Annotated in this window: 21 protein-coding genes; 10 read left to right on the top strand and 11 right to left on the bottom strand. The window is 71.3% G+C overall.

Annotation, left to right across the window (positions count from 1 at the left end; translation table 11 throughout):
• Positions 1–31 precede the first annotated feature (31 nt).
• A complete protein-coding gene (locus Pta02_RS21310) occupies positions 32–415 on the bottom strand; it encodes a nuclear transport factor 2 family protein (RefSeq protein WP_239131121.1) in 384 nt (127 codons plus the stop codon).
• A gap of 180 nt (positions 416–595) precedes the next feature.
• Here Pta02_RS21310 and Pta02_RS21315 point away from each other — a divergent pair, with 180 nt between their 5' ends.
• Complete coding sequence (locus Pta02_RS21315; RefSeq protein ID WP_373872405.1) at positions 596–979, top strand: VOC family protein; 384 nt, start codon at positions 596–598, stop codon at positions 977–979.
• A 101-nt stretch (positions 980–1,080) separates the two neighbouring features.
• Here Pta02_RS21315 and Pta02_RS21320 read toward each other — a convergent pair whose 3' ends face one another.
• Positions 1,081–1,482: a hypothetical protein gene (locus Pta02_RS21320; protein ID WP_203876648.1), complete on the bottom strand. Its 402-nt coding sequence runs from the start codon at positions 1,480–1,482 to the stop codon at positions 1,081–1,083.
• 153 nt (positions 1,483–1,635) lie between these two features.
• The gene (locus Pta02_RS21325; RefSeq protein WP_203876649.1) at positions 1,636–1,932 is read right to left on the bottom strand and encodes a putative quinol monooxygenase; all 297 of its coding nucleotides are present in this window, start codon (positions 1,930–1,932) and stop codon (positions 1,636–1,638) included.
• A gap of 112 nt (positions 1,933–2,044) precedes the next feature.
• On the opposite strand from Pta02_RS21325, the gene pdxR reads away from it, so the two are divergent.
• Entirely contained in the window at positions 2,045–3,484 is a 1,440-nt protein-coding gene (gene pdxR / locus Pta02_RS21330) for a MocR-like pyridoxine biosynthesis transcription factor PdxR (protein WP_203876650.1), read from the top strand.
• On the opposite strand, the gene Pta02_RS21335 is transcribed toward pdxR, so the two are convergent.
• On the bottom strand, positions 3,479–3,850 hold the full coding sequence (locus Pta02_RS21335) for a winged helix-turn-helix transcriptional regulator (RefSeq protein ID WP_239131122.1): 372 nt from the start codon (positions 3,848–3,850) through the stop codon (positions 3,479–3,481). The genes pdxR and Pta02_RS21335 overlap by 6 nt on opposite strands.
• Positions 3,851–3,972: 122 nt before the next feature.
• On the opposite strand from Pta02_RS21335, the gene Pta02_RS21340 reads away from it, so the two are divergent.
• Complete coding sequence (locus Pta02_RS21340) at positions 3,973–4,848, top strand: NAD(P)-dependent oxidoreductase (protein WP_203876651.1); 876 nt, start codon at positions 3,973–3,975, stop codon at positions 4,846–4,848.
• Between the two features lie 36 nt (positions 4,849–4,884).
• Here Pta02_RS21340 and Pta02_RS21345 read toward each other — a convergent pair whose 3' ends face one another.
• The 3 genes from Pta02_RS21345 to Pta02_RS21355 form a co-directional block, all read right to left on the bottom strand.
• Positions 4,885–6,432 (bottom strand): serine hydrolase domain-containing protein, encoded by a 1,548-nt coding sequence (locus Pta02_RS21345; protein ID WP_203876652.1) that lies wholly within the window; start codon positions 6,430–6,432, stop codon positions 4,885–4,887.
• Positions 6,433–6,562: 130 nt separating this feature from the next.
• On the bottom strand, positions 6,563–7,864 hold the full coding sequence (locus tag Pta02_RS21350) for an FG-GAP-like repeat-containing protein (RefSeq protein WP_203876653.1): 1,302 nt from the start codon (positions 7,862–7,864) through the stop codon (positions 6,563–6,565).
• 9 nt (positions 7,865–7,873) lie between these two features.
• Positions 7,874–8,923, bottom strand: a complete 1,050-nt coding sequence (locus Pta02_RS21355; protein WP_203876654.1) for a helix-turn-helix transcriptional regulator — start codon at positions 8,921–8,923, stop codon at positions 7,874–7,876.
• A gap of 44 nt (positions 8,924–8,967) precedes the next feature.
• Between Pta02_RS21355 and Pta02_RS21360 the strand changes: the two genes are divergently transcribed.
• The 5 genes from Pta02_RS21360 (at position 8,968) to Pta02_RS21380 (ending at position 15,656) form a co-directional block, all read left to right on the top strand.
• Positions 8,968–9,441, top strand: coding sequence for a hypothetical protein (locus tag Pta02_RS21360; RefSeq protein ID WP_203876655.1), 474 nt, complete (start codon positions 8,968–8,970; stop codon positions 9,439–9,441).
• The gene (locus Pta02_RS21365) at positions 9,438–9,890 is read left to right on the top strand and encodes a hypothetical protein (RefSeq protein ID WP_203876656.1); all 453 of its coding nucleotides are present in this window, start codon (positions 9,438–9,440) and stop codon (positions 9,888–9,890) included. The genes Pta02_RS21360 and Pta02_RS21365 overlap by 4 nt, the downstream gene beginning before the upstream one ends.
• Positions 9,891–9,950: 60 nt before the next feature.
• Positions 9,951–10,640: an NUDIX domain-containing protein gene (locus Pta02_RS21370; RefSeq protein ID WP_239131123.1), complete on the top strand. Its 690-nt coding sequence runs from the start codon at positions 9,951–9,953 to the stop codon at positions 10,638–10,640.
• A 353-nt stretch (positions 10,641–10,993) separates the two neighbouring features.
• The gene (locus Pta02_RS21375; protein ID WP_203876657.1) at positions 10,994–11,980 is read left to right on the top strand and encodes a LysR family transcriptional regulator; all 987 of its coding nucleotides are present in this window, start codon (positions 10,994–10,996) and stop codon (positions 11,978–11,980) included.
• A gap of 214 nt (positions 11,981–12,194) precedes the next feature.
• Positions 12,195–15,656 carry a M28 family peptidase gene (locus Pta02_RS21380; RefSeq protein ID WP_203876658.1) on the top strand — a complete coding sequence of 1,154 codons (3,462 nt, stop codon included), beginning with the start codon at positions 12,195–12,197 and terminating at the stop codon, positions 15,654–15,656.
• A 91-nt stretch (positions 15,657–15,747) separates the two neighbouring features.
• Here the strand turns inward: Pta02_RS21380 and Pta02_RS21385 are convergent, their stop codons facing one another.
• Positions 15,748–16,353, bottom strand: coding sequence for a GNAT family N-acetyltransferase (locus Pta02_RS21385; RefSeq protein WP_203876659.1), 606 nt, complete (start codon positions 16,351–16,353; stop codon positions 15,748–15,750).
• Positions 16,354–16,450: 97 nt separating this feature from the next.
• Here Pta02_RS21385 and Pta02_RS21390 point away from each other — a divergent pair, with 97 nt between their 5' ends.
• A complete protein-coding gene (locus Pta02_RS21390; RefSeq protein ID WP_203876660.1) occupies positions 16,451–16,942 on the top strand; it encodes a GNAT family N-acetyltransferase in 492 nt (163 codons plus the stop codon).
• A gap of 40 nt (positions 16,943–16,982) precedes the next feature.
• Here the strand turns inward: Pta02_RS21390 and Pta02_RS21395 are convergent, their stop codons facing one another.
• Positions 16,983–17,339 (bottom strand): DUF742 domain-containing protein, encoded by a 357-nt coding sequence (locus Pta02_RS21395; RefSeq protein ID WP_203876661.1) that lies wholly within the window; start codon positions 17,337–17,339, stop codon positions 16,983–16,985.
• Positions 17,336–19,618: a sensor histidine kinase gene (locus Pta02_RS21400; RefSeq protein WP_203876662.1), complete on the bottom strand. Its 2,283-nt coding sequence runs from the start codon at positions 19,616–19,618 to the stop codon at positions 17,336–17,338. The genes Pta02_RS21395 and Pta02_RS21400 overlap by 4 nt, the downstream gene beginning before the upstream one ends.
• A 228-nt stretch (positions 19,619–19,846) precedes the next feature.
• Between Pta02_RS21400 and Pta02_RS21405 the strand changes: the two genes are divergently transcribed.
• Complete coding sequence (locus Pta02_RS21405; protein ID WP_203876663.1) at positions 19,847–20,188, top strand: SWIM zinc finger family protein; 342 nt, start codon at positions 19,847–19,849, stop codon at positions 20,186–20,188.
• Here Pta02_RS21405 and Pta02_RS21410 read toward each other — a convergent pair.
• On the bottom strand, positions 20,098–20,475 hold the full coding sequence (locus tag Pta02_RS21410) for a barstar family protein (protein WP_239127308.1): 378 nt from the start codon (positions 20,473–20,475) through the stop codon (positions 20,098–20,100). The genes Pta02_RS21405 and Pta02_RS21410 overlap by 91 nt on opposite strands.
• Positions 20,476–20,480: the final 5 nt, after the last annotated feature.

The raw sequence follows: 20,480 nt of genomic DNA on the forward strand, positions 1-20,480 counted from the left end.
GTTTGATGGACGGGGCTTTGATGGACGGGTCTTACCAGCGCTCCACAAGGTGCTCGCGGCCGGACGGTGGGTCGTACGGCTCGGGCCAGTAGTCGACGATCCGGCTGATCAGCCCCTGGTCGGAGATCTCGAACCACACGCACGCGTCCTGATGTCCGGTGCCGACGCGCGCGTCGATCCACGCCGCGGCATGGCGGCCATCGGCGACGACGCGCCGTACCCGCAGGTGCCAGTCACCGGGATACTCCATGTTGAACCGGAGGAAGGCAGGCTTCCCGCGGATCCGTTCCCGGGTCTGTGGCATCTCGTACACCACATCCTCGGCGAGCAGGGCACCGAAGCGCTCCCAGTCACGCCGCTCGGCGCTGTCGACGTAGGCGTGTACGGCCTGCCGGCTTCGGGAGGTCTCGTCCATGGACGGGACGTTACATCCGAGCACCGGCACCTGCTTCCACCGTGGCGTGGCGCGCACGGCAGGCGTTCCGCTCGCGTCCGGCGCGGGTGACGCGCTCCGCTGCGGGATCGGGGACAGCCGTGATCATCTCTGACGGGGCCGTCTTCGGGGGGCTCCCGGCCACTCGTCACAATGTCGGCCATGGCTTCTCTTGTGCATCACGTGAGCATCGACTGTGCGGACACCTACCGGCTCGGGACCTTCTGGGCCGAGGTGCTGGGTACCAGGATCAGCGACGAGGATCGGCCCGGCGACCCCGAGGCCCTGGTCGAGGCGGAGGGCATCTCGATCCTGTTCATCGCCGTCCCCGAGGGCAAGACGGTCAAGAACCGGATCCACTTCGACATCCAGCCCACGGACCGCACGCGCGACGAGGAGGTCGAGCGTCTGCTGTCCCTCGGCGCCACTCTCGTCGGCGACCGCCGCCGCCCCGACGGCTCCGGCTGGGTCACCCTCGCCGACATCGAGGGAAACGAGTTCTGCGTCGAGCGCAACGCCGCCGAGCGGGCCGCCACCACCGCCTGACCGGTAAGCGATCTGACCGGTAAGCGATCTCGGTGACGGCTTCCGCTGCGGGGCCAAGGTGACGCCCTGCCCCCCGGGCGACAGCTGATCGTGCTCCTGTCTCAGTCGCTGAACCAGGACCGTGCGGCCGGGCGGGCGAGCCAGAAGACCACCGCGATTCCCAGAGCCAATCCCGGAAACGAGCCGAGGTGGGAGCCGAGCAGGAAGAGGAGGCTGAACAGAATCACGAAGCCTTCGGCCGTGAACACGGTGATGCGCACCCATCGCTTGCGAGAGTCGTATCTCGTGGTCAATACGGTGAGTAGTCCGAGAGGGACCAGGACCAAAAGGCTCGACGGCGGCAGCAGCGAATACCACAAGGGCGGGAGGCTCCCCACCCCGAAGATGACGGGGCCGATCAGCAGGACGAGCCCCAGGAGACCTGTCGCCGCCTGAACCCTGATGAGGAGACGGGCTGTTCTCACTTCCTGCGGCATCTGATCGGCCGCGTACGCCTTCGTCATCGATGTCCCTGAGGTAGATGGACCGCCTGCCGGTGCCGGTTGAGCATAGAGGACCGAGCGGTCATCGATCATCTGGGAGAGGCCGGGGCGAAGGACTCCGCTGCCGGGTCCGGAAGGCCGTCGGGTGGCTCGCCGGCTTCCGGGCGTGAGCGTTCAGTTGAGGAAGTGGACTTCGAGATCGCCGTCGAGCAGGTCGGCGGTCTGTGCGATGAAGCCGGTGATGTGCGGGGACTCCAGGTTGGCGGCGTGGTCCTCGGGGGCGCGCCACACCTCGTAGAACCAGAAGCGGGCGGGCTCGCCCACCTCGGTGTGGAGGTCGTAGGTCAGGCAGCCCGGGGCCCGGCGGGTCGGTGCGACGAGTGCCGTCAGCGCGTCGCGCAGGGCGGCCTCGTGACCGCTCTTCGCACGCATCCGCGCGATGACCGTCAAGGGGGGCTTCGTCGATGTCATGGGGAGCTCCTCAGCGATATGCGATGGGGGACGCGGGACACGGGATGTGGGCCCCGGAACAGGGCCGGTTCAGAGGCTAGGGCGAACTGGTCCGGTGATACAGTCCACTCGCATGCCGCCAAACCGGACCAATCACATCACCGGCCTCCTCCTTGAGGTGCCCGACGACGGGCGGGCGCTGCACGAGCGTCTGACGGCCGCGATCAGAGGGGCCATCCTGGCGGGCCGTCTGGGGCCCGGGGACGCGCTGCCTCCGAGCCGGGCGCTCGCCGAGGAGTTGAGCTGCTCGCGCTGGGTCGTCAACGAGGCGTACGGGCAGCTCGTCGCCGAAGGACATCTCACGGCGCGGCAGGGGTCGGGCACACGGGTGGCGCCGGGTGTGCCGGTGCGGCCGGCCGTCCCGCCGGCCGTGCCCTCCGTGCGGGCGCCCTCCCCGGTCGTGGCCGATCTGCGGCCGGGGGCACCCGACGTGGCGCGCTTTCCCGCGGCGGCCTGGAGCCGGGCGACGCATCACGTTCTCATGACCGGCGGGGACGCGGACGTGTTCCCGCCGGCCCAGGGCGTACGGCGGCTGCGCGAGGTCGTGTCCGGTTATCTGGGCCGGACCCGGGGGGTGGCGGTCTCGCCCGAGGAGGTGGTCATCACCTGCGGCACCACACACGCGGTGGGACTGCTGGCGGGTGTTCTGGCCCGGCGCTCCGGGTCGCGGCTGGCGGTGGAGGATCCCGGCTGGGGCCGGCTCGGTGACGCGGCCGCCCACGCGGGGCTGACGATCGAGCCGGTGGCCGTCGACGGCGAGGGCATCGACGTCGGGCGGCTGCGGCGAACGGAGGCGGAGGCGGTGCTCTGCTCGCCCGCCCACCAGTTCCCCACCGGCGCCGCGCTGTCGGCCGGACGGCGGCGGGCCCTGCTGGCATGGGCGGCGGAGCGCTCGGCCGTCGTGCTGGAGGACGACTACGACGCCGAGTTCCGGTACGACCGCAAGCCGATCGGAGCGCTGGCGGCCCTCGACCGGGACAACGTCGCCTACCTCGGCTCCGTGAGCAAGACCCTGCACCCGGGCCTGCGGATGGGGTGGATGATCCCTCCCGCGCGTCTGAGAGACCCGGTGATCGAGGCTCTCGAAAGGTCGGGTGCGGGTCCCGGCGTGTTCGACCAGCTGGCGCTCGCCCGGCTCATCGGCGCCGGCGACTACGACAGGCACCTGCGCCGCGCCCGCGCGCTGTACCGCGAGCGCCGGGAGGCGGTGCTCGCGGCCCTGCGCGGTCACTCCGTCATCCGCGACGCCGGTCCCGTCGAGGGGATCGCCGCGGGGCTGCATCTGGTGCTCCCGCTGCCTGCCGGGCACGACGACCGCGAGGTCGCCGACCGCCTGGAGCGCCGGGGCGTGCTCGCGATGCCCCTGTCGCGCTACACCCGCCGCCCCCTCCGGCCCGCCCTGGTCATCGGGTACGGCCGGCTCTCGTCGGCCCGGGCGGCCTTCGCCGCGGTGGAGATCGCGGCGGTACTCGAAGACCGTGCCGGGTCCCGCTCCGTGCCCGTCGGACTATGACGTCGCGGCGACGTCGAAGGAGACCTTCTCGGCCCCGATCCGCCGGATGCGTCCGGTGCCCCACTCTCCCAGGGGGGCCAGGGCGGCGTTGAGGGAGAGGCCGTGCTCGGTCAGGGAGTACTCCACCTTCGGCGGGACCTCGCGGTAGACCTCGCGGTGTACGAGGCCGTCCTCCTCCATCTCCCGCAGGTGCTGGATCAGCATCTTCTCGCTGACGCCGGGCAGGCCGCGGCGGAGTTCGGCGAACCGGCGGGTTCCGTGGTCGTGCAGTTCCCACAGGATCAGGGACTTCCACTTTCCGGAGACGACGTCCATCGCCGCGTCGATGCCGCAGAAGTAGGGGCCGCGGCGTGCCGATTTCGTCATTCACCCCTCCGAGAGGTACTTACCAAAAGGTAAGTACCTGACTAATTAGTCTGTACTGGTCAAATCTACAGGCAGCGGAAAGGATCAACACGAGCGAAGGAAACACGAGGGGAGTCCCGAAGATGACGACCGATGGCAGCATCCGGGTGAGCGTTCTGGGACTGGGGGCGATGGGGAGCGTTCTCGCGGGCGCTCTGGTGAAGGCCGGATACGCGACCACGGTGTGGAACCGTTCGCCGGGCAGGGCGGACGAGCTTGTCGCGCAGGGGGCGCGGGCCGCCGCCACGGCCGGTGAGGCGGTCCGGTCCGGTCAGCTGGTGATCGCGTGTCTGCTGGACCACGAATCGGTCCGCGAGGTGCTCGATCCGCTCTCCGGCGAGCTGGCCGGGCGAACCCTGATCAACCTGACCACGACGACACCGGCCCAGTCGCGGGAATCGGCCGCCTGGGCTGCCCGGGCCGGGGTCGCATATCTGGACGGCGGCATCATGGCCGTACCCGAGATGATCGGCCGGTCGGGGGCGTCGATCCTCTACAGCGGATCGGCCGAGGTCTTCGAGCGGTACGAACCGCTGCTCGATCTGTGGGCGACCAGCACCTATTTCGGGGACGACGCCGGGCTGGCGTCGCTGTACGACCTGGCCCTGCTCGCGGGCATGTACGTCATGTTCGCCGGGTTCATGCACGGCGCCGCCATGGTGGCGCCGGCCGGTGTGACGGCCGGCGAGTTCGCCGCCATGGCCGCGCCCTGGCTGACGGCCATGACCGGCGGCTTCCACGGCTTCGCCGCGGTCATCGACGGCGGGGACTACGCCGCCGAAGGACAGCAGAGCCTCCGCTTCTCCGACCTCGGCGACATCCTGGCCGCCAGTTCCGAGCAGGGCATCGGCACCGAGGTGGTCGCCGTGGTCCAGCGGCTCATCCGGCGCCAGATCGACGCGGGCCACGGAGATGAGGGGTTCGCCCGGATCATCGAGAGCATCAGGCAACCGGCCTGAGAGGCCGTACCCTCCCGCCCAGGCTCCCGTAGGGGGTCACACCCCGTACCGGCCCGAAGCCGGGTGAGGGGTTCCGGTCGAGACGGCATTGTGATCCTCGATCGGCGGAATTCCCGGCCGGCGCAGCCGCGTCAGCGTGACGACGCGGGCGGCCAGCACGCCGAGGTTCGCCGCTGCCATGACCGCGAACCAGACGACCAGTGGCATCGAGTAGTAGCAGAGCTGCTCGAAGGTGATGTCCCGCCCGCCTCCGATGAGCCGGGTGAGCAGGTCGGGGAGGGCGATCAGGAGGGCGAGGGGGATGAGCCGGGGCGACAACCGCAGGGCGAGCCGCCGGTGAGACCGGGTGGCGAGCCGGTCCGCCCAGGCCCGCGTGCGCCGCAGGGTGCGGACGGCCAGGAGCAGGCTCAGCAGGGTCAGAGCGCCCAGCACCAGATCGACGCTCAGCCGTCCCGGGGCGGCGGCCGGTGGCTCGCCGCCGGTCACGAGGGCGGCCAGCCGGTCCGCCAGCGCTCCGACGCCCTCGTTGCCCAGGCCGAGGCCGCTGTTGCCGATGACCGCGACGCCGTAGCCGCCGGGCAGCAGCAGCACCTGGGCGGTGTAGGTGAACCAGACGCCGTCGTGGCCCACCCGGCCGTCCCGGTCGCGCCAGCCCAGCCCGTACGGCCGCCGCCGGTCCGTCGAGGTGTGCATGGCCGCGACGCTCGAAGCCGACACCAGCCGTGTGCCGTCGGCCGCCCGGCCCGCGTTGTTCTGCACGATCAGCCACCGGGCCATGTCCGCGGCCGTGCTGATCACGCCGTCGGAGCCGTTGACGAACCGCTCCGGCTCGGTGGCGGGGATCGATGCCCCGTACGCGTACAGATGCCCCCGGCGCACCTCGCGCGGCAGGTCGCGGGGGGTCCTGTCGATCGTGGTGGTCGCCCGCATGCCGAGCGGGCCGAACACGTGACGCCGCAGGTAGCCGGTGAACGGCTCACCCGAGACGACCTCCACCAGCCGGGCGGCGAGGTGGTAGTTCGTGTTGGTGTAGGAGTGCCTCGTGCCGGGGTCGGCGGCCAGCGCGGAGCCGCGGGCCCGCGTCACGGTGCCCGCGAGCGAGTCCGGCTGCGGCAGGCTCTTCTCCGCGAGTGTGCCGTCGGTGATCCCGGAGGTCTGGTTCAGCAGCTCGCGCACCGTGATCCGCGCCCCCCGGGGATCGGCGAGGAGGAAGCCGGGCAGATAGTCGCGCACCGGCGCGTCCAGCGCCACTTCGCCCGCCTCGACCAGCTGCATCACCGCCAGGGCGGTGAACGACTTGCTGACCGAGGCCACCGGCATCGGCGTCCGCTCGGTCACCGCCGCACCGGAGGAGTCGTGGCCGTACCCGCCGGTGTACAGCACCCGATCGCCCTTGGTGATCGCGACGGCGATGCCCGGGTATCCCGACGTGCCGGCGAAGTCGTCCACCACCCGCCGGACCGCCGACTCCTCCGGCGTCTCGCCCGCCGACGCCGGACCCGGCATCGCCATGATCATCGAACCGGTGACCGCCGTGATCACCGCGGCCACCGTACCCCGCCACCAGCCCCTGACCTGCCCCACACCGCACTCCGATCGTCTCGTCGAACGTCGGCCACGTTATGGATCGCGGGTATGCGGCCACAGGAACCGAAGGGCAGTGACCACCCCTGACCTTCGTCGGGTACGGCGCCGCCGCGCGTGCGGGGTCCCGTCAGCGGGCGATCAGCGCGCCCCGCAGGGAGAGGGTCCTGGTCTCGGCCACCCGGCGGTTCTTGATCCAGAACAGCCGGACCGACCTGCCGCCGGCGGCGGCGAGCTCGGGGACGGCGTCGCCGTCCAGGTCGAGCAGCGCCACGTTGACCCCGCCGCCCGGGATCCGGACCGGCGGTCGCGGCCCGCCGGCCGAGCCGTACAGGACGGCGACGTCGCCCGTGGCGCGGGCGGCCGCGACGATGTCGCTGTGGCCGTCCCCGTCGATGTCGCCGGTCGCCAGTGAACCGGCGTGGTCGTTGCCGGGAGCGCTGGTCCCGGTGATGCCGGGCAGCGCCACGATCTTCTTCCGATGCCTGTCGATGCCCGAGGGCCCGCCACGCAGGATGAGGAGCCTGCCGGTGCCGATCCCGGCGACCACGTCGGCGTACTTGCCGCCGTGCAGGCGGCCGACCCGCACCGACCAGCCGAAGGGGTCCCGCGTGCACTCGGCGGTGTTCGCCCTGTCTTCGGCGCCCTGTGAGCCGCCCGCGCACGCCTCGACGTTCATGACGCGGCCGTCCACGTTCCCGCTGGTCACCATGGTGTCGCCGGTGAGCGTCACCCCCTTGGCCGAGCCCTTGAACACGTGGACGGCCCCGCCGATGTCGTAGCCCGGCCGCCCGGACGGCGCGGTGACCACCAGGTCGCCGTAGCCGTCGCCGGTCACGTCGCCGGAGGCCAGGGCGGCGCCGAACAGGCGGCTGTGCTGGCTGAAGCCGAGCACCCCGGGTGTGTCCTCGCTGAGCCGCAGAGCCCGGGAGGAGGTGAGGCCGCCGCGGGAGCCGTACAGGACGACGGCCGCGCCGCCGTGCACCGCCGCGCTGTTCAGCGTGGTCTCCGGGGCGCCGACGGCGATGTCGGTGTAACCGTCCCGGTTGAAGTCGGAGGTGGTCAGCGCGTTGCCGAACCCGTGGCCGGTGCCCAGCGGGGGGACGCCGTCCCGGCCGGGGGTGAAACGGACGGTCCGGCCGAGGTGGGGGTAGGCGCGCCGGCCGTAGGAGACGGTGAGCGTGCCGCCGCCGCCGGCGGCCACGTCCGCGAGGCCGTCACCGTTGAAGTCGCCCGTCGACAGTGCGGTCGCCCGCCGGCTCAGGGTGGTGGCCTTGCTGCCCAGCGGCTGGACCATGACTGATCCCGAGCCGCCCACCACCAGGTCCGCCCGGCCCTCGCCGTTGACGTCCCCGCGGACGGGCCCGGGAGAGACCGTGGCTCCGACGCAGAGCGCGGCGGCCAGCACGACGATCACTACGCGAGGGGGCATGGGGGGATGCTAACCCTCACGTCCCTCGACGGACGGCATATCGCGATACAGGGATGAATCCGGCATGACATGATCCGCGCGGGGATCCCGGGGGTAGAGGGCGGCCAGGACGTGGGCGGTCTCGGCCATCCGGGTTCTCAGCTCGGCCGGTTCCAGGACCTCGACCTCGGCGCCGAGCTTGAGGAACTCGGTCCGCGCGTGCGTCAGCGACTCGATGGGCACGGTGGCCGTGACCCAGCCCCGGGCGTCGGGCGGACCGGCCGTCTCGTCCACGGCGCTGACCACGGCCGAGCCCATCAGCCGGGCGAGCTGCTCGCGCCCGCCGGGGGAGAGCCGGACGGTCGCCCGGCCCTGGAACAGCCGTGACCGGAAGTCCGCCAGATACGTGTTCCAGTGCCCGGCCAGATCGAAGTCGCCGGGCCGCTCGAACGTCTCACCCGTCACCTCCAGGCTGAGGATCTGGTTGACCCGGTAGGTCCGCATCATGCCGTCGCACCGGGCCACGAGGTACCACTTGCCCGCCTTGAGGACCAGGCCGTACGGCTCCAGCCTCCGGTCCACCTCGGACGGCGCCGCCCAGCGGCTGTAGCGCACCTGGATGACGCGCCTGTTCCAGACGGCGTCGGCCACGTCCGGCAGGTGGGGGACCCGGTCCCCGTCGTAGTACCAGCCGGGCGCGTCGAGGTGGAAGTGCTCCCGTACGCTCCTGGACCCCTCGCGCAGCTCGCGCGGGAGCGCGGCCTCGATCTTGAGCTCGGCGGCGGCGGCCAGGGCGCCGAGGCCGAGTTCGGCGGCCGGTCCCGGCATCCCGGCCAGGAACAGCGCCCGCGCCTCCTGGGCGGTCAGGCCGGTCAGGCGGGTCCGGAACCCGTCGAGCAGCCGGTAGCCGCCCTGATGACCGGCCTCGCCGTACAGCGGGATCCCCGCCGAGTGCAGCGACTCGACGTCGCGGTAGATCGTGCGGACGCTGACCTCCAGTTCGTCGGCGAGCTGCCGGGCGGTCAGCAGGCCGCGCGACTGCAGGAGCAGGAGGATGGAGAGAAGCCGGGACGCTCGCACATCACTGACATTACGTGTCAGTGGAGGGGTCATACGGTCCGGTCATGGCGTTCATCGAGAAGAACATGCGGCCGCTGGACCCGATCACCGTCGGCGGCCGTCCGTACAAGCGTTACCACGTCGACCGGCCCGACAAGCCGATCGAGCCGGAGGTCGAGAAGGCGGCCTACGAATATCTGCCGAAGCTCGTGCCGGCGCCCGCCGGCGACTCCCCGGCCGGCTGGACCGTCCTCCACAGGGGCGGGGACACCGGCGCCTACCTGCTCGTCTACACCTGGGCCTGGGACAACGTGGTGGAGGTGCACACCGCCGCGGCCGGCCAGCCCGCCGTCGGCTGCCCCGACGAGGATCCCGCGAACTTCGTGCCCGAGACGCGGCGCTGGGCCGGATGCGTGTGGGAACTGCCCGCCCTGGAGTACGAGCGGGCGGCCTGGGTCCGGCACATGTTCGTCAAGGACGCCCCGGACCTCGACGGCTATCTCGCCGACGCGCGCCCGGAAGGCCCGGTGGGACGGTGAACGACTTCGACTTCTTCGTCGGCACCTGGGACGTCGTCAACCGCAGGCTGCTCAGGCGCAACTCCGGGAGCGACGAGTGGGAGGAGTTCCCCGGCCGGAGCGTCGCCCGCGGTTTCTTCGGCGGGGCCGGGAGCTTCGACGAGATGACCCTCCCGACCAAGGACTTCGACGGCGCGACGGTCCGCGTCTACGACCCCGCGCGGCAGGAGTGGTCCATCCACTGGATCAACAGCACGCGGGGGATCGACCCGGTCCCGATGGTGGGCCGGTTCGCCGACGGGGTGGGCACGTTCTACGCCGACGACACCGACGAGGGCCACCCGATCCGCGTCCGGTTCATCTGGTCGGGCGTCACGCCGGAGTCGTGCCGGTGGGAGCAGGCGTTCTCCTACGACGGCGAGCAGACCTGGGAGACCAACTGGACCATGGACTTCACCAGGGTCTCCTAGGTTCCGCGCCGCTCGGGCCGGCGGCCACGCCCGTGTCCGGGGCACGGGATGCTGGAGGGCATGAGATCCGATGACCGCGTGCCCGGCGGAGTGCCGGGCGTCGATGTTCCCGACCGGCGGGGCCGTACCGGCCTGGACCGGGTGGGGACGGACCTGACCGGCAACCCCCGGGTCCGGGTGCGCGAGGTGGAGCTGCTCTCGTCGAGCTGGTACGTGCTCCGCAAGACGACGTTCGACTATCAGCACTCCGACGGGCACTGGAGCGTGGAGGAGCGCGAGACCTACGACCGGGGCAACGGCGCCACCGTGCTGCTCTACGACGCCGGGCGGGCCACGGTGCTGCTGATCCGGCAGTTCCGCTATCCCGTCTACGTCAACGGCCACCCCGACGGGTACCTGCTGGAGACCCCGGGCGGCCTGCTCGACGACGACGACCCGGAGACCGCGATCCGGCGGGAGGCCGCCGAGGAGACGGGCTACGAGATCGGCGAGGTCCGGCACGTCTTCGACGTCTACACGAGCCCCGGCTCGATCACCGAGCGGGTGCACTTCTTCGCGGCGCCGTACAGCGCGGCCGACAAGACCTCCGAGGGCGGCGGGCTGGCCGAGGACGGCGAGGACATCGAGGTGGTGGAGCTGCCCCTCGCGAAGGCGCTGGAGATGATCGGGACGGGGGAGATCGCCGACGCCAAGACCATCATGCTCCTGCAGTGGGCGGTTCTGTCGGGCCCGTTCGCGTCCCGGGCCTGACCTCCGGTATTCGCCGCGGTGTTTCCCGGCGGGCGGGGGCGGCGAATATAAGCGGACATCGTCCGGCCGGCCGTTTGCGGGAACTCCCACACCTCTCCGGAAAGGCTCCTGACCAGGACGGAGAGGACTGTTATTCGAAACCCGGGTGTACGGCCTCCGCCCCAGGGCGGGGCGGCTGCCGTGCACCCGGCGGAGCTGCGGCTTTCCGGAACGCTCCAGGAGCGGTCCAGTACGGCGCCGCGCATTCCCTGCATGATCGTATTCATTGGGCGCTGACACTTTGTATTTAGTGTTGTCAAACTGTCATTTACCGATATGTCTATTGCTGTCAGGCATTTCTCTACCATGTCGGCATGGACCTGGAAGTGCGCCATCTTCGAGTCATCCATGCCATCGCTGAGCATGGCAGCATCTCCAAGGCGGCCTCCTCGCTCGGCCTGTCCCAGCCGTCCCTGGCCGGCCAGTTGCAGCGCATCGAGCGCATGCTCGGCGGGCGCCTGTTCGAGCGCGCCGCGGAGGGAAGCCGTCCCACCCCGCTGGGCGAATGGATCATCGAGCGTTCCGGCTCGGCGCTCCGCGCCTTCGACACCCTGCGGTACGACGCCCGCCACTACGCCCAGCGGGGAGCGGATCCGGTCATCCGGGTCGGATGCGCGGACACGGCCCTGGCCAGCCACGTCACCACCTGCCTGTACGAGCTGTTCCCCGAGGCCGGTCTCACCGTCCGGACCGAGGAGTGCATGGATCTCCTGCCCTCCCTGCTGGAGGCCGGGCGGCTGGAGCTGGCCGTCCTGGCCGACTATCCCGGGTACGAGCTGACCTCGTCCTCCGGCGTGCTGTACGAGGCCTCCGTGGTCGAGCCGATCTTCGTCGGGATCTCGGCCTCGCACCCGCTGGCCGGTCGGGAGGAGATCGACCTGGCGGACCTGGCCGAGGAGCACTGGGCGATGTCGCCCAACACCGAGGCCGGGTACCGCGAGCACTTCTGGACGGTCTGCCGGCGGTACGGCTTCGCCCCGCGCCTGTCCTTCTCGGTGAACAGCACCCTCGCCCGCGACCTGATCAGGGCGGGCAAGTGCGTGGCGACGTTCCGCCCCACCGCCGTGGAGCATCCCGGCGTCGTCATCCGCCCGCTCGCCGACGCCCCCCTGCTGATGCGCAACGTCATCGGCCGGACTCCGTACGGGCTCCCGGCCGGGACCATGATGACGCTGGTCGGCACGGCGATGCGCAGGTACAGGCAGCAGGCGATGAAGGTCCCCATGTACGCGGCCTGGCGCAGGCGGCGCGGGCCGGGGGCCCTGGACGTGCACTTCGCCCACCCCGCCGGGATCCTGTAGCCCCCGCTCGCCGGATCCTGCAGCCCCCGCTCGCCGGGATCTCGCAGCTCCCGCGCGGCCGGGATCGCGACCTCCCTCTCCCATAGGGCGAACCTATGGAGAACTGGAGGGTTCTGCGCCGGGTGGTACGGGTGCGACCTTTGGTCCAGCCCTGGCCGGCCACGGCTCCTACGTCCCCCCACCCCCCGGGGACGCCTGAAAGGAGTCATCCAGAGTGAAGACCAAGGTCAAGTTAGGGACCGCGGCCGTCCTGGCCGTCGCCGTCCTGGCCTCACCAGCGCTCGTGGGCACCGCGGGCGCCGCGGCACCCCCGTCGGGCCCGACGGACCCGGTGCCGCTCAGCGGCGTGCGGGAGAGCAGGGACGCCTTCGTCCCGCCGGGCCCGGACGACCGCAAGCGCGCGATCGCGACCGCGGACAAGACGCTGGCGGCGGAGTCCGGGACGGTGCGCAAGGCACCCGAGGACAAGTTCGAGCAGGTCGGTGTCGTCACGGGCACGCACGGCGTCCAGTACGTCCACTACCGGCGGATCTACGACGGCCTGCCGGTCTACGGCGGCGACGTGATCGTCGTGACGGACAAGAGCGGCGAGACGGTGCAGAGCCTCAGCTCGGGCCAGAGCGCCCCGATCGACGTGGACACCACGCCCACGGTGAGCGCCCGGACCGCCGCCGCCACCGCGCGCGGAGAGCTGAGGAGCGTCAAGAGCGCCGCCGAGCCCGTCCTCGTGGTGCACGCGGCCACGGCCGAGCCCCGGCTGGCCTGGGAGGTCCTGGTCACCGGCCGGACCGCCGAGGCCCCGAGCGTGCTGCACGTCTACGTGGACGCCCGGACCGGCGCCGTCATCGACAAGGTGGACGACGTCAGGGCCGGGACCGGCAGCGGCCACTACAACGGCAACGTGACCATCGCCACCTCCGGGTCCGGCGGTTCCTACTCCATGACGGACACCACCCGCCCGGGCCTGCGCTGCGGCGGCCAGAACGGCTCCGCCTACACCGGCCCCGACGACAGCTGGGGCAACGGCCAGGGCACCAACCTGGAGACCGCCTGCGTCGACGCGATGTACGCGGCGCAGAAGGAATGGGACATGCTCCGCGAGTGGCTCGGCCGCAGCGGGTTCAACGGCAACGGCGGCGCCTTCCCCGCGCGGGTCGGCCTGAACGACGTCAACGCCTACTGGAACGGTTCCTACACCAACTTCGGTCACAACCAGGCCAACACCAAGCAGGCCACCCCGATCGACGTGGTCGCCCACGAGTTCGGCCACGCGGTCTTCCAGTTCTCCGGCAGCGGCGGATCGGGCAGCGGCAACGAGGCCGGCGGCCTGAACGAGTCCACCGGCGACATCATGGGCGCCCTCACCGAGCACTACGTCAACGCGCCCGCGACCTACGACGAGCCCGACTATCTGGTCGGCGAGGAGGTCAACCTGGTCGGGCAGGGCCCGATCCGCAACATGTACAACCCGGGCGCGCTGGGCGACCCCAACTGCTACAGCTCCTCGATCCCCAACACCGAGGTGCACGCGGCGGCCGGGCCGCAGAACCACTGGTTCTATCTGCTGGCCGAGGGCACCAACCCGCCCGGCAAGCCGTCCAGCACGGTCTGCTCCGGCACGGCGACGCTGACCGGCATCGGCATCCAGAAGGCCGGCCAGATCTTCATGGGCGGCCTGAACACCAAGACCGTCCCGTGGACGCACGCCAAGGCGCGGGTGGCCACGCTGAACGCCGCCAAGACGCTGTTCCCGGGCAGCTGCACCGAGTTCAACGCCACCAAGGCGGCCTGGAGCGCGGTCAGCGTCCCGGCGCAGAGCAACGAGCCGACCTGTCAGGTCCAGGGCGACGACTTCAGCGTCTCGGTCTCCCCGGCCTCCGGCACCGTCGACGCGGGCGGCTCCACCACGGCCACGCTCTCCACCGCCGTCACCAACGGCAACGCGCAGACCCTGACCCTGTCCGCGACCGGAGCGCCCTCGGGCACCCAGGTGAGCTTCAACCCCGCCACCGTCACGGCGGGCCAGAGCTCGACGGTGACGATCGCCACCTCGTCGGGCACCCCGGCGGGGACCTCCCAGATCGCGCTGAAGGCCACCGGCTCCACCACGAGCAAGACGGCCACCTTCGCCCTGACCGTCGGCGGCGGTGGGCCCGGCCCGGTCGAGCCGCCGGACATCAGCCTCGCAGGCGTCAAGGCGCACCTGCAGCAGTTCCAGAGCATCGCCACCGCCAACGGCGGCACCCGCAGGTCGACCGGGGCCGGTTACACCGCCTCGGTGTCCTACATCGAGCAGAAGCTCACCGCCGCGGGCTACACCGTGCGCCGGCAGTCCTGCACCTCGGGCTGCACCGGCGGAGCCGGGCCGAACCTGATCGCGGACTGGCCCGGCGGTGACGAGAACCAGGTCATCATGGCCGGCGCCCACCTGGACAGCGTCGCGGCCGGACCCGGCATCAACGACAACGCCTCGGGCTCGTCGGCCCTGCTGGAGGTCGCGCTGACCCTGGCGGCCACGAGGCCGCAGATGGCCAAGCACGTGCGGTTCGGCTGGTGGACCGACGAGGAGCAGGGCCTCAACGGCTCGGAGTTCTACGTCAACTCGCTCAGCTCCACCGACCGGAGCAAGATCAAGACCTATCACAACTACGACATGGTCGGCTCGACCAACGGCGGCTACTTCATCAACAACATCACCACCGAGGCCGCCCGTCCCCTGAAGGAGTTCTACGACAGGCTGAACCTCCAGCCCGAGGAGAACACCGAGGGCGCCAACCGTTCCGACGACGCCTCCTTCCGCAACGCCGGCATCCCCACCTCCGGGGTGGCGGCCGGGGCCAGCGCCACCAAGACCTCGGCGCAGGCGTCCAAGTGGGGCGGTACGGCGGGCCGGGCGTTCGACCCCTGCTACCACCAGGCGTGCGACACCACGGCCAACATCAATGACACGGTGCTGGACAGGGCCTCCGACGCCGCGGCCTACGGCGTCTGGAAGCTGGCCGTGGGCGGGGGATCCGAGCAGGACGACTTCTCCGTCTCGGTGAACCCGGCCGCCGGCACCGTCCAGGCGGGCGGCTCGCTCACCGCGACGCTGAGCACCGCGGTCACCCGCGGCGCCGTCCAGGACATCACGCTCAGCGCCTCCGGGGCGCCCTCCGGGACCACGGTGGCCTTCGACCCGGCGACGATCAAGGCGGGCGCGACCTCCGCGGTGCGGATCACGACCTCCGCGAGCACCCCGGCGGGCACCTATCCGATCGAGCTCAAGGCGACCGGCACCGCGGCGTCCCACTCGGTCACCTACACCCTGACGGTCGGCGGGACCGGCGGCGGGCGGACGTTCTCCAACGACACGCCCTTCCCGATCGACGACGGCTACCAGGACTCCACCGACATCCCGGTCACCCTCACCGGGTCCCCGAACGCCACGTTCGAGGTCACGGCGGACATCGACCACACCTGCGCCCAGGACCTGCGGCTGACCCTGGTCCAGCCGAACGGGACACGGCGGGTGCTGAAGTACGAGTCGTACGGCAGCTGCACGCCGTACAACGGTCCGGTGCGGTTCACGGTGAGCAACACCGCCCGCCTCGGGAACGGGACCTGGACGCTGGTCGTCGGGGACTACTTCCAGAACGACACCGGCACCTTCAACGGCTGGAAGATCACCTTCTAGCGGCGCTCCCCGGCCGGAGGGCGCAGGGGCCCTCCGGCCGGCGGGTGCGTCCCCGGCCGAGCCCATTCCCGGGGACGCGCCGCCGTACCCCTCAGGCCGTCTCGCGCCCGAGATAGGTGAGGGGACCGGCGTCGGGGACCTCGATCTCGTGGAAGCCGAGCCGGTCGTAGAAGGCGCGGGCGGCGGTGTTGGCGGTGACCATTCCGAGGTGGACGGCCGCAACGCCCTTGCGGTGCAGCGCGTCCAGGAAGGTCAGCATCAGCTCGCGCCCGTGCCCCCGGCGCTGGTAGGCGGGGAGCAGGTCGATGTGGAGGTGGGCCGGATAGTCGGCCAGCTCCGGGACGATCATGCGCTCCGGCCGGTACATGAGGTCGATCATGGACTCGCTCGGGGAGACCGGCGGGCCGTCGGGCGCGGGGAAGCGCTCTCTCATCCGGGGCAGCCACTCCCGGCGGTAGTTCCCGACGAAGGCGGCCGTGTCCGCGGTGCCGAGGACGTAGCCGACGGCCCGTTCCCCGTCGTCGAGGACGAAGGTCAGATCCGGCTCCAGTTCGGCGTACGGAGCGGCGAAGATGCCGGGCATCAGGTCGAGATCGGGATAGATGTGCCGGGAGTCGCCGCCTTCGTGGGCGGTCCGGACGCAGATGTCGTAGAGGTCGGCGCGATCATCGGGGCGGTAGGGCCGGACAGTCGTCATGGGAGCCATGATGCTTGCTGTGGGAGCGCTCTCACAAGATTTTCCGCCGGTGAGTGGGGTCTGACATGAGGGAATCGCCCCTGTTACGCTGCACCGCATGATCGAGGTGGAGCTGCGCGGCTGGCGGCCCGACGACGTGCCCGTCGTGCTGGAGGCCTTCCGCTCGCCCGACATGGCCCAGCAGTCCTCCCACCCGATCGACACGCCCCGCGCGGCGCTGGAGTGGATGGCGCTGTGGGGGTTCCGGGACGACGCGCAGGCGTTCGCGGTGGTGGCCGGCGGCGAGGTCGTGGGCAACGTCGCCGTGAGCAACATCGACGCCCACGACACGGGGTGGGTGTCCTACTGGACGTCGCCGCGCGCCAGGGGCAGGGGCGTCGCGGTGGCCGCGGCGATCAAGCTGGCCGAGTGGGCGTTCACCGAGCGCGGGCTGTTCCGGCTGGAGCTGGGACACCGCGTCAGCAACGCCGCGTCCTGCGCAGTCGCGACCAGGGCGGGGTTCGCGATGGAAGGGGTCGAACGGGCCAAGCTGCGTTACGGCGACGTCCGCCACGATGTGGAGCGGCACGCCCGCCTGGCCACCGACTGACACGCCGTACGGCGCACCGGGGGAGCCCCGGCGACGGGGACTACAGGGCCCTGAGGCCGGACAGTACGTCGCGCAGGAGGTTCTCGCGGGGCGCGGCGATGGTGGTGGGAGGGGTGTGGACGGTCAGCAGCCCGGCGTTGCGCAGATCGCCGAGGAGGACCCGGACCACCCCGACGGGCAGCCCGGTCCGGGAGGCCGCCTCGGCCACCGTGATCGGCCGGCGGCAGGCGCCCAGCAGGCGCAGGTGTTCCGGGGGCAGGTCGGGAGGGGCCGGTCTGATCGCCGCCACCGTGGCGATCAGGTCGAACCCCTCACCGGCCGGACGGGTCCGGCCCCGGGTCACCGTGTAGGGACGGATGATCGGTCCGGGATCCGGGTCGGGCCATCGGTCCGTCATCGGTCGTCATCCTCCTCGGCTCTGCGCCACCCCGCGCGGAAGGACGTCAGGACGGTGCTCGGGGTGACGGTCTCGGTCTCCGGCGCGGGCCGTACCCGCCGGGGCAGGCCGTTGCCGGGGACGGTCTGGCCCGTCTGCTCGGGCACGGCCGTCTGTTCGGGTGTGACCTGGGAGGTCTGCTCGGAGGCGTTCCAGGAGGCCTGCTCGGACACGGTCCGGGAGGTCTGCTCGGAGGTGCCCCAGGAGGTCTGCTCGGGAGTGCTCCAGAGGGACGGCTCGGACGACAGCGCGTCCCACGGCGCCGGGCCGGACGAGGCGGACCAGGCCGGCTGCCCGGACGCCGTCCGGGACGCCGGGGCGTGCTGGGGCGCAGCCTGCCGGACGCGCTTGGGCAGCCCGCTGTCGGTGGTGGGGATCCGCTCCACCTCGACCGAGTAGGGGGAGGCGGAGGGCAGTTCCGGCCTCTCGGCGACCAGTTCGGCGGGGATGAGCACGATCGCGGTGGTCCCGCCGTACGGCGACGGCCGCAGCGAGACGCGGATGCCGTGACGGGCGGCGAGCCTGCCGACCACGAACAGGCCGAGCCGGTCGCTGTCGGCCAGGTCGAACTCCGGCGGGTCGGCCAGCCGCTCGTTGATGTGGGCCAGCTCGGCGGGGGTCATGCCGAGACCGCGGTCCTCGACCTCGATGGCGTAGCCCCTGGCCACCGTCTCGCCGTGCACGCGCACCGTCGTGTTGGGCGGGGAGAAGATCGTGGCGTTCTCCACCAGCTCGGCGATCAGGTGGATCACGTCGGTGACGACCGTGCCGACGAGCGACGGGCCGCTCGGCACGGTGATCGTGACGCGGCGGTAGTCCTCGACCTCCTCGACGGCGGCGCGCATCACGTCGTAGATCTCCACCGGTACCCGCCAGCCGCGGGCGGGCACCGACCCGGACAGGATGATCAGGCCCTCGGAGTGCCGGCGCATGCGGGTGGTCAGGTGGTCCAGGGCGAACAGGCCGTCGAGGGACTCGGGGTCGACGGCGCGCCGCTCCATCGTCTCCAGCATGGTCAGCTGCCGGTGCAGGAGCGACTGGCTGCGCCGGGCCAGGCTCACGAAGACCTTGTTGACGCCCTTGCGCAGCTCGGCCTGGCCGACGGCCGCCTCGACCGCCGTGCGCTGGACCGAGGCGAACGCCTCGCCGACGCTCACGACCTCGGCGGTGGTGCCCTGGTGCAACTCGGGGGTGGCGGACTCGGCCTCGGTGCAGACGTCCTCGCCCCTGCGCAGCCGGGCGACCACGTCGGGCAGGCGCCGGTCGGCGAGGTCGAGGGCGGCCCGCTGCAGGCTCACCAGCTCGGCGCCGATCCGGCGGCCGAACCGCACCGAGATGAAGATCGACGCCACGACCGCGATCAGGCCGACCCCGCCGACGATGCCGACGCGCAGCAGGATCGAGGTGGCCAGCGGCGCGGAGCGGTCGCTGTTGCGGCGGCTGACCTCGCCGCCGAACCGGTCGAAGGTGTCCGACAGCGCGGTGGCGGCCGTCGCCCAGGAGGAGTCGGGGCGCGAGGCCGTGGCGAACGTCCGCTCGATCTGCTCGAACGTCCGGTAGGGGGCGCTGGCCGAGAGGTTCACATAGGGGGCGCGCAGCTCCTCGTCGAGCTGGTTGAAGCCCAGGGAGTAGAGGAGCTTGCGGCCGGCGGCCAGCTCGGCGAAGGCCGCGCGGTCCCGGTCGTCGAGGGACTTGGCGGCCACGACTCCGGAGATCAGCGCGGCCTGCCGGCTCAGCAGCTCGCGGCTGCGCCCCATCACGACGATGGCCCGGGTCTGGTCGACGAGCTCGGGATCCTGGGTGATGTACATCTTCTCGAAGGAGTCGAAGATCGCCCAGACGATCGAGGAGTAGGCGTCGAGGGTCTGCTGCCGGGTGGCGGAGCGCGAGTCGACCCCGGTGCGGATCGTGGTGAGCTGGTCCAGCTCGGAGGTGAGATGGGCCACCCGCTCCTGCAGCGCCTCGCTCATGTCACCGCGGTACTCCTCGGCCATCTGCCGCAGCTGCTCGCGTGAGGCGTTGGTCCGGGCCCGCTGGGTGTCGAGCGCGGAGCGCGCGGAGGTGTCGCCGCCGAGCAGGCTCAGGGAGAGCAGCCGTTCGTGCTGAAGGGCGGTGGTCAGCGTCCGGGTCGGCACGACCACGCTCTCGTAGAGCGCCCCGGCCCTGAGCAGGTCCGCCCCGCCCTGCAGCGTGGACGTGGCCGCGAACCCCCAGATCGCTACCAGCGAGACGAGTGGCACCAGCAGAAGGGTGAATATCTTCGTCTTGATCGAGTATTTTCGGCCACCCATAATGCCTCGCATTACGTGTATGCGCGGTTAACAGTGGCGAAACCCTAGCAATCTCCACGACCTACGGCCAGAGACATACAGGCCTAACCACAAGAAAGCATTTGTCTCTCTCTGGGTGACACGGAACCCGGAGGCCGCCGGGCACGTCTGTAGATGACAAGAGGGGGAGGCACGCCCATGACGAGGGTTGCGGAACTGATCGAGGCCGAGCTGGCCCGCACGGTGGAAGCGGTGCTCGCCGAGGGCGGCGAGCTGGAGCGTGCGGGGGCGGTGCAGCTGGTCAGGTTCGGGCCCGCGTTCATCACCGCCGAGGTGGGCGACGGCAGCGAGCGCGTGGAGCTCCAGGTCGCCGACGGAGCCCTGAAGTGGTACTGCACCTGTGCCGAGGGCAGGCGGGGCGCGTTCTGCCTCCACTGCGTCGCGACGGCTCAGTCGGTCAAGAGGAGGACGGACAAGAACGCCTCCTGCGGCGTCCCGTCGGAGACGGCGTCCGACAGCACGGTCCGGATCGCGTCGTAGGCCGGCCGGTCGGCGCCGCTCAGCACCGACGGCTCCGACCAGACCAGCACGTGCTCTCCCGGCGGCAGCCATGACAGGTCGGTCAGGCAGTCGTACAACGCGTCGAGGTTGTGCCCGAAGCGCTCGGGGAACGACAGCGCCTCGGCGATCGCGGTCATCGCCTCGGCGGAGGTGGTGACCGCCGTACCGTCCACCCGGTGCGGTGTGACGGCGCGCAGCATCTCCTCGTAGGCCGTCAGCGGGCCCCGCTCGAACATTCCCCTGGACAGCACCGGCCACCCCCGCATGGCTT

Source organism: Paraplanobispora takensis (assembly GCF_016863195.1).
In the GTDB taxonomy this organism is placed as follows: domain Bacteria; phylum Actinomycetota; class Actinomycetes; order Streptosporangiales; family Streptosporangiaceae; genus Planobispora; species Planobispora takensis.

What these genes read in the sequence shown, in the direction of transcription:
- Pta02_RS21310 (WP_239131121.1), bottom strand. Translation starts at nt 415, where the DNA reads ATGGACGAGACCTCCCGAAGCCGGCAGGCCGTACACGCCTACGTCGAC.
- Pta02_RS21315 (WP_373872405.1), top strand. Translation starts at nt 596, where the DNA reads ATGGCTTCTCTTGTGCATCACGTGAGCATCGACTGTGCGGACACCTAC.
- Pta02_RS21320 (WP_203876648.1), bottom strand. Translation starts at nt 1,482, where the DNA reads ATGACGAAGGCGTACGCGGCCGATCAGATGCCGCAGGAAGTGAGAACA.
- Pta02_RS21325 (WP_203876649.1), bottom strand. Translation starts at nt 1,932, where the DNA reads ATGACATCGACGAAGCCCCCCTTGACGGTCATCGCGCGGATGCGTGCG.
- pdxR (WP_203876650.1), top strand. Translation starts at nt 2,045, where the DNA reads ATGCCGCCAAACCGGACCAATCACATCACCGGCCTCCTCCTTGAGGTG.
- Pta02_RS21335 (WP_239131122.1), bottom strand. Translation starts at nt 3,850, where the DNA reads ATGACGAAATCGGCACGCCGCGGCCCCTACTTCTGCGGCATCGACGCG.
- Pta02_RS21340 (WP_203876651.1), top strand. Translation starts at nt 3,973, where the DNA reads ATGACGACCGATGGCAGCATCCGGGTGAGCGTTCTGGGACTGGGGGCG.
- Pta02_RS21350 (WP_203876653.1), bottom strand. Translation starts at nt 7,864, where the DNA reads ATGCCCCCTCGCGTAGTGATCGTCGTGCTGGCCGCCGCGCTCTGCGTC.
- Pta02_RS21360 (WP_203876655.1), top strand. Translation starts at nt 8,968, where the DNA reads ATGGCGTTCATCGAGAAGAACATGCGGCCGCTGGACCCGATCACCGTC.
- Pta02_RS21370 (WP_239131123.1), top strand. Translation starts at nt 9,951, where the DNA reads ATGAGATCCGATGACCGCGTGCCCGGCGGAGTGCCGGGCGTCGATGTT.
- Pta02_RS21375 (WP_203876657.1), top strand. Translation starts at nt 10,994, where the DNA reads ATGGACCTGGAAGTGCGCCATCTTCGAGTCATCCATGCCATCGCTGAG.
- Pta02_RS21385 (WP_203876659.1), bottom strand. Translation starts at nt 16,353, where the DNA reads ATGACGACTGTCCGGCCCTACCGCCCCGATGATCGCGCCGACCTCTAC.
- Pta02_RS21390 (WP_203876660.1), top strand. Translation starts at nt 16,451, where the DNA reads ATGATCGAGGTGGAGCTGCGCGGCTGGCGGCCCGACGACGTGCCCGTC.
- Pta02_RS21395 (WP_203876661.1), bottom strand. Translation starts at nt 17,339, where the DNA reads ATGACGGACCGATGGCCCGACCCGGATCCCGGACCGATCATCCGTCCC.
- Pta02_RS21405 (WP_203876663.1), top strand. Translation starts at nt 19,847, where the DNA reads ATGACGAGGGTTGCGGAACTGATCGAGGCCGAGCTGGCCCGCACGGTG.
- Pta02_RS21410 (WP_239127308.1), bottom strand. Translation starts at nt 20,475, where the DNA reads ATGCGGGGGTGGCCGGTGCTGTCCAGGGGAATGTTCGAGCGGGGCCCG.